This is a genomic window from Empedobacter sp. UBA5036 (assembly GCF_002415215.1).
Classification (GTDB): Bacteria; Bacteroidota; Bacteroidia; order Flavobacteriales; family Weeksellaceae; genus Empedobacter; species Empedobacter falsenii_B.
This window is the reverse complement of the sequence record NZ_DICC01000063.1, coordinates 25,450-32,676: the sequence shown is the minus strand read 5'-3', so window position 1 is coordinate 32,676 and position 7,227 is coordinate 25,450. Positions and strand designations below refer to the sequence as shown.

The 7,227-nt window shown below is 31.0% G+C and carries 7 protein-coding genes; 6 read left to right on the top strand and 1 reads right to left on the bottom strand.

What is annotated here, in order from left to right:
- Positions 1 to 16: 16 nt before the first annotated feature.
- A complete protein-coding gene (locus B4J88_RS12165; RefSeq protein WP_291067742.1) occupies positions 17 to 469 on the bottom strand; it encodes a hypothetical protein in 453 nt (150 codons plus the stop codon).
- A 444-nt stretch (positions 470 to 913) separates the two neighbouring features.
- Between B4J88_RS12165 and kduI the strand changes: the two genes are divergently transcribed.
- The 6 genes from kduI to B4J88_RS12135 are packed head-to-tail and all read left to right on the top strand — an operon-like array spanning position 914 to position 7,211.
- On the top strand, positions 914 to 1,750 hold the full coding sequence (gene kduI, locus B4J88_RS12160) for a 5-dehydro-4-deoxy-D-glucuronate isomerase (RefSeq protein ID WP_286495601.1): 837 nt from the start codon (positions 914 to 916) through the stop codon (positions 1,748 to 1,750).
- A gap of 7 nt (positions 1,751 to 1,757) precedes the next feature.
- Positions 1,758 to 2,540: a gluconate 5-dehydrogenase gene (locus B4J88_RS12155; protein WP_286495602.1), complete on the top strand. Its 783-nt coding sequence runs from the start codon at positions 1,758 to 1,760 to the stop codon at positions 2,538 to 2,540.
- A 14-nt stretch (positions 2,541 to 2,554) separates the two neighbouring features.
- Positions 2,555 to 3,952 (top strand): glucuronate isomerase, encoded by a 1,398-nt coding sequence (uxaC, locus tag B4J88_RS12150; protein ID WP_219035359.1) that lies wholly within the window; start codon positions 2,555 to 2,557, stop codon positions 3,950 to 3,952.
- Between the two features lie 8 nt (positions 3,953 to 3,960).
- A complete protein-coding gene (locus B4J88_RS12145; protein WP_286495603.1) occupies positions 3,961 to 4,968 on the top strand; it encodes a sugar kinase in 1,008 nt (335 codons plus the stop codon).
- 2 nt (positions 4,969 to 4,970) lie between these two features.
- Positions 4,971 to 5,645, top strand: a complete 675-nt coding sequence (locus B4J88_RS12140) for a bifunctional 4-hydroxy-2-oxoglutarate aldolase/2-dehydro-3-deoxy-phosphogluconate aldolase (protein ID WP_221855132.1) — start codon at positions 4,971 to 4,973, stop codon at positions 5,643 to 5,645.
- Between the two features lie 45 nt (positions 5,646 to 5,690).
- On the top strand, positions 5,691 to 7,211 hold the full coding sequence (locus B4J88_RS12135) for an MFS transporter (protein ID WP_221855134.1): 1,521 nt from the start codon (positions 5,691 to 5,693) through the stop codon (positions 7,209 to 7,211).
- Positions 7,212 to 7,227: the final 16 nt, after the last annotated feature.

Genomic DNA, 7,227 nt, shown 5'->3' with positions numbered 1-7,227 from the left:
CAAAATGCACAACGGGTTAAAAAATAATTATATTATAAGAATTGATAGGATAAAGTGCTAAAAGAATTGATTTACTACTAATGAAAAATGTTGATTCTTTATACGGTAAATAATATATTTTTTTATTTGTTAGTGTAGATAAATCATACGAATTATTTCTGCTTTTTTTAAGCTTTGAGTTATTTGTATTTTTTCTTTTGATTTTTTCTTTTGATTTTCTTTGTTTTATATTTTTTTCATGGTTAATAGAATCTTTAATTTCAAAATTAGATATAATTGTATTTTTAGAAATGTAAAAAGTAGTATTTTCTTTTATTGTGACTAAACCTTTAGAAATTGTTGGAATAGAATCATCTCTTTCTTTTATTTCAACATTATGCGCATTAATATAAATTGAACAAAAAAAGCAAAACAATAAAAGGTAAGTAGATGAGAAATAATCGAGAAATAGAAATAAAACTCGTCTCATAATCCATATTAATTAGTTAATTAAGTTAAAGATACATGATTTAAAACAGTTTTTTGAATATTTAACATTTATTATTATAAAAATTTTTTCTGAAACAAATCATTCGACTTTCTGAATTTTAAGTTTTAGTATCTACTCTTAATAATAGAAAACTAAACAAAATATTAAAAGGTTTAATAACCAAAATATAATTTACAAAAATGTAACTTATTTTTTTCTCTCTTTGTTGTCATATTCAATATTTCAACAAAGAGTATTGTTAAAAATATTTACGAATAAATTTATTTCCAAACAACTACATTCATCATCTTTTGAAAAGAAATTTTTATAGTGTTTTATGTACATTATTAAAAAACTTTTTAATACTTTTACAAAACATCATCTCGATGTATTTTTTTAAATTTAAAATGTAATCGATTACATTAATTTTAATAAATAACTATTATGATAAATTCTGAATTTAGATATGCACATCATCCTAATGATGTTAAAAAATATACAACTGAAGAACTAAGAGAACATTTTTTAATTCCTGATATATTTATAGAAGATCAGGTGAAGTTAGTCTATTCGATGTATGATCGCTTGATTATTGGTGGTATTTACCCAGCTAATCATGCAATAACTTTGGAACCAACAACAGATCTTAAAGCAGATTTTTTTTTAGAGAGAAGAGAATTAGGAATTATAAATGTTGGTGGAAAAGGAAAAGTAACTGTTGATGGAACTGAATACGAATTGAACAACAAAGAAGCTTTATATATTGGTAAAGGAAATAAAGAAATCGTTTTTGATAAACTAAATAACGAACAACCTTTGTTTTATATCAACTCTGCTCCTGCTCATCATTCGTATCCAACTAAGAAGATTACAAAAAATGAAGCTGAAATTGTTGAGTTAGGCGATTCTAAATATGCAAACAAAAGAACAATTAATAAACTTATTGTAAATAGTGTTTTAGAAACTTGTCAATTACAAATGGGTATGACCGAATTACATCCTGGTAGTGTATGGAATACAATGCCAGCTCATACACATGAAAGACGAATGGAAGCATATTTTTATTTTGATTTAGAACAAGGACAATCAATTAGCCACTTTATGGGACAACCAAATGAAACGCGTCACATTTTCTTACAAAACAATCAAGCAGTTATTTCACCAGAATGGTCTATTCACTCGGGTGTAGGTACTTCAAATTATACTTTTATTTGGGGAATGGCTGGTGAAAATATGGATTACAGCGATATGGATGGTGTAAATACGGATGAATTAAAATAATAGAATTATGAATTTATTTGATTTATCAGGAAAAATAGCTTTAATCACAGGTGGAACACATGGTTTAGGATTAGCAATGGCAGAAGGATTGGCACAAGCTGGTGCTGAGTTAGTTATTACAAGTACAACTCCTTCAAAACTTGAAGAAGCTTTACAATATTATAAAAGTAAAGGATTTACTGTAACAGGATATATTTTTGATGTAACTGATCAACCACAAGCAAAAAAACAAGTTGAATTGATCGAAAAGAATCATGGTCAAATTGATATTCTTGTGAATAATGCTGGAATTATCAAACGTGTTCTTGCGGTAGATATGGATGTCGAAGATTTCAGAAAAGTTATCGATGTCGATTTAGTTGGTCCTTTCATCATGTCGCAATTGGTTGCAAAAGGAATGATTGAGCGTAAAACTGGAAAAATAATTAATATTTGTTCGATGATGAGCGAATTGGGACGAGACAATGTTTCTGCCTACTCTTCGGCAAAAGGTGGATTGAAAATGTTAACGCGCAACTTAGCTACAGAATGGGCAAAACATAACATTCAAGTAAACGGAATCGGACCTGGTTATTTTGCAACTTCACAAACAGAGCCGATTCGTGTGGACGGAAATCCTTTCAACGAATTTATTATCAACAGAACGCCGACTGGTCGTTGGGGAAATCCCGAAGATTTAGCTGGAACAGCGGTTTTCTTAGCTTCGGAAGCGAGTAATTTTGTTAATGGACAAATCATTTATGTCGATGGAGGAATTTTAGCAACAATAGGTAAACCATCAAACGAGTAAAATTTAAATATTATATGAAATCATTTATAACTGATACATTTTTATTACAAAATAAATATGCCGAGGAATTGTATTTCAACTATGCTGAAAAACTTCCTATTATAGATTATCACAATCATTTATCGCCAAAAGATATTGCAGAAAATAGAGTTTTTGAAAATATTTCGAAAGTTTGGATTGCTGGAGATCATTACAAATGGCGTGCAATGCGAACGTTAGGAATTAACGAAAATTGCATCACAGGAAATGCTTCTGATTTAGAAAAATTTGAAGCGTGGGCGAAAACTGTTCCTCATACGCTTCGAAATCCTTTATTTCACTGGACTCATTTAGAATTAAAACGATATTTTGGAATCGATGAATTATTGAACGAAAATAACGCAAAAGAAATTTTCGAGAATACTTCCGCTCAATTACAACAAGCAGATAAATCTTGTCAAGGTTTATTAAGTTTAGTAAATGCTGAAACGGTTTGCACAACTGAAGATCCGACAGATACGTTAGAATATCATATAACGTTAAATAAAAGCAATTTCAAGACAAAAGTTAGTACAGCTTTTCGACCAGATAAAGCGATTCTAATTGAAAATCAGGATTACAATTCTTACATCAATAAACTTTCTGAAGTTGTTGGTTTCGAAATTAATTCGTTCCAAAACTTGAAAGATGCGTTATATAATCGAATTGAAGCGTTTAATGCAATCGGTTGCAAAATTTGTGATCATGGTTTGAATAATATTTCTTACGTAGAATTTACTGATATTGAAATTAATACAATTTTCGAATCAAAAAGAAATAATCAACCGTTAAATCATACTCAAATCGAGCAATTCAAAACTGCCCTACTTCTATTTTTAGGGGAAACATATCACCAATTTGGATGGATTCAACAATATCATTTAGGCGCACTTCGCAATAACAATGCTCGTATGCATCGTATTTTAGGTCCTGATACAGGTTGGGATTCTATCGGAGATTTTAAACAAGCGGCTAATCTTTCTAAATTCTTAAATAGACTTGACGGAAATGATAAATTAACAAAGACAATCATCTATAATTTGAATCCAGCTGATAACGAAATTTTCGCAACAATGATTGGAAATTTCAATGATGGAAGCGTAAAAGGAAAAGTGCAATTTGGTTCGAGTTGGTGGTTTTTAGATCAAAAAGATGGAATCATCAAACAACTAAATGCCCTATCTAATATGGGGTTAATAAGTTGCTTTATTGGAATGTTAACAGATTCAAGAAGTTTCTTATCTTTCCCTAGGCATGAGTATTTCAGACGAGTAATCTGTAATTTATTCGGAGAAGAAATGGCAAATGGCGAATTACCAAATGATATTGAATTAGTTGGAAAAACAATATCAGATATCTGTTATTACAATGCAAAAGAATATTTTGATTTTTAGATTTATTTATGAGCAATAATATTTTGACTTTTGGAGAAGTTTTAATGAGAATTTCTCCATCAAATCATAAAACTTTGCAACAAAGTAAAGAAGTAGAATTCTTTTTTGGTGGAACAGAAATGAATGTTGCAGCTTCTTTGTCTACTTTTGGTTGTAAAACGCAACACGTCTCAAATGTTTCGAATGATTTTGTTGGAGATGCAGCTATTTCCTACATGAAAAGTCTAGGAATTGATGTTTCATTTATTAAAAAAAATGAACATCCACTTGGATTATATTTTTTAGAAGTTGGTTCTGATGTCAGACCAAGTCGTATCGCTTATAACCGATTAAATGGTTCTTTTTCAAATATAAAACCAAACGAAGTTGATTGGAATAAAGCCTTAGAAAATTGCAACTTTTTCCATTGGACAGGAATTACACCTGGAATTTCAGAATCTGCTTACGAAACGTTGAAGCAAGGTTTACAATTCGCTTATTTCAAAGGTATTCATATCACAACTGATCCTGCTTATAGAAGTAATTTATGGAATTACGGGAAGAAAGGACAAGATATTTTGAAAGAATTAATCGGATATTCAACCATTTTTATTGGTGGAGTGAATGAAATCAATGAAATTTTAGAAACAAATTTCTCAACGGATAAGAATGGATTTACTGAAGCATCTAAAACATTGATGAAAGAAATTCCGTCAATTCAAAAAGTATTTGATAAAGTTAGAATTGGAATTAATGCAAGTTCGCAAGCAACACAAGGTAGAGCTTGGATTAATAATGAATATTTAGAAACAGAAGAAATTCATATCAACCATGTCGTTGATAGAATTGGAACTGGCGATGCATTTGCTGCAGGTTTGATTTATGGTTTGATTAATCACGATGATCAATTTGCTTTAAATTTTGCAAACGCAGCTTGCGCAATGAAACATACTATTTTAGGTGACACAAATTTAGCTTCTGTTGATGATATTTTAGAGTTAGTTAATGGAAATTTTGGAGGAAGAATAAAAAGATAAAAATGGCACGATTTACAAGAATAGAAGTCGCTTTAAAAGCAAAAGAAACTGGAATTGTTCCTGTTTTTTACCATCAAGACATCGAAATTTCTAAAAAAATTATAAAAGCTTGTTACGATGGTGGCGCAAGATTATTTGAATTTACAAACAGAGGCGATTTTGCGCACGAAGTTTTTTCTGAATTAAATAAATATGCGGCAAAAGAATTACCCGAATTAATCTTAGGAATAGGCTCTGTTTTAGACGCACCAACAGCAGTATTATATCTTCAATTTGGAGCAAACTTTATTGTTGCCCCTTCTTTAAATCCTGAAGTAGCAAAAGTTTGTAACCGAAGAAAAGTAGCTTGGATGCCTGGTTGTGGATCTGTTTCGGAAATTTCTTTAGCAGAAGAATTAGGAGCAGAAATCGTTAAAATATTTCCTGCAACACAAGTTGGAGGACCAGATTTTATCAAAGCTATAAATGGACCAATGCCTTGGACGAATATTATGCCAAGCGGAGGTGTTATGCCTACAAAAGAAAGCATAACAAGCTGGATAAATGCTGGCGCTTATTGTGTTGGAATTGGATCACAATTGTTCACAAAAAATTCATCAAATGAATATGATTACTCTCAAATTGAACGAACAGTTGGAGAATCAATACAAATTTATAAAGAATTAAAAAATATATGATTTAAAGGAAGAAGTCAAAAATAATAAATCACAAAAACACACTAAATGAAGAACGAAACTTCCATTAAACCAAGTAATTTTAGATGGACTATTTGCAGTTTACTATTTGTTGCCACAACCATAAATTACTTAGATCGTCAAGTTTTATCATTAACTTGGAAAGATTACTTAGTTCCAGAGTTTCACTGGAATAATAATGACTACGGAAATATTACCGCACTTTTTTCAATATTTTATGCTGTAAGTATGTTATTTGCTGGCCGATTTATTGACAAAATGGGAACTAAAAAAGGTTTCTTATACGCTATTGCAATTTGGTCAATTGGAGCATGTTTACACGCTTTTTGTGGAATTGCAACAGCAGGGTATATTACAGATAATTGGTTTGTTGGATTTGCTGGAGCAAAAGAAATCTTAGAAAAAGTAAGTGACACCTCATTAATTATTTCAACAAGTGTTAGCTTATTTATTTTTGCTCGATTAATTTTAGCAATCGGTGAAGCTGGTAATTTTCCAGGAGCAATCAAAGCAACAGCCGAGTATTTTCCGAAAAAAGACCGTGCGTTTGCAACAAGTATTTTCAATGCTGGTGCTACTGTAGGAGCATTAGCTGCTCCTCTTACAATTCCATTTATTGCAAAATCGATGGGTTGGGAAATGGCTTTTATCATCATCGGAGCATTAGGATTTATTTGGATGGGATTTTGGATTTATTTATACCAAGTACCACACAAACATCCAAAAGTTAATAGCGCTGAATTAGAGTATATTCAACAAGATATAGAAGAAAATACAGAAACATCTACAGAAGGAAGAAAACTAACTTTTTCTGAATGTTTTAAATACAAACAAACGTGGGCTTTTATCTTCGGAAAATTTATGACAGACGGTGTTTGGTGGTTCTACCTTTTTTGGACTCCAGCTTACTTAAGTTCAGTCTACAAGATGGATAGCACACAAAGTGCCTTACCTTTGTTTGTACTTTACATCATCACATTACTTTCTATTATTGGGGGATGGTTACCAAAATATTTTGTCGATAAATTAAACATGAATCCATATTCGGGAAGAATGCGCGCAATGTTAATTTTTGCTTTCTTTCCATTATTGGCATTATTAGCTCAACCTCTTGGTGCAACCTCTTTTTGGATTCCCGTAATTATCATCGGTATTGCTGGAGCAGCTCATCAAGCTTGGTCTGCAAATATTTTCTCTACAGTTGGTGATATGTTTCCTAAAAGTGCTATTGCTACAATAGTTGGAATCGGTGGTATGGCTGGTGGAATTGGTTCTTTTTTGATCAATAAATCATCAGGAGTTTTGTTTGATTATTCACACAAAAACTGGACAACTATCGATGGTACTCCATTATTAGAAAAATATCCTCAATACATCAACGAAAGATTACCAGAAAATTTACTTTCAGATTTAGAAAAATCAGGAGCAATTATAGTTGATGGAATCAACAAAGGTTATATGATCATTTTTACAATTTGTGGGGTTGCTTATTTAACAGCATGGATTGTCATGAAAATATTAGTACCAAAATACAAAGTGATTAAATAATCAATTTAAATTCAAT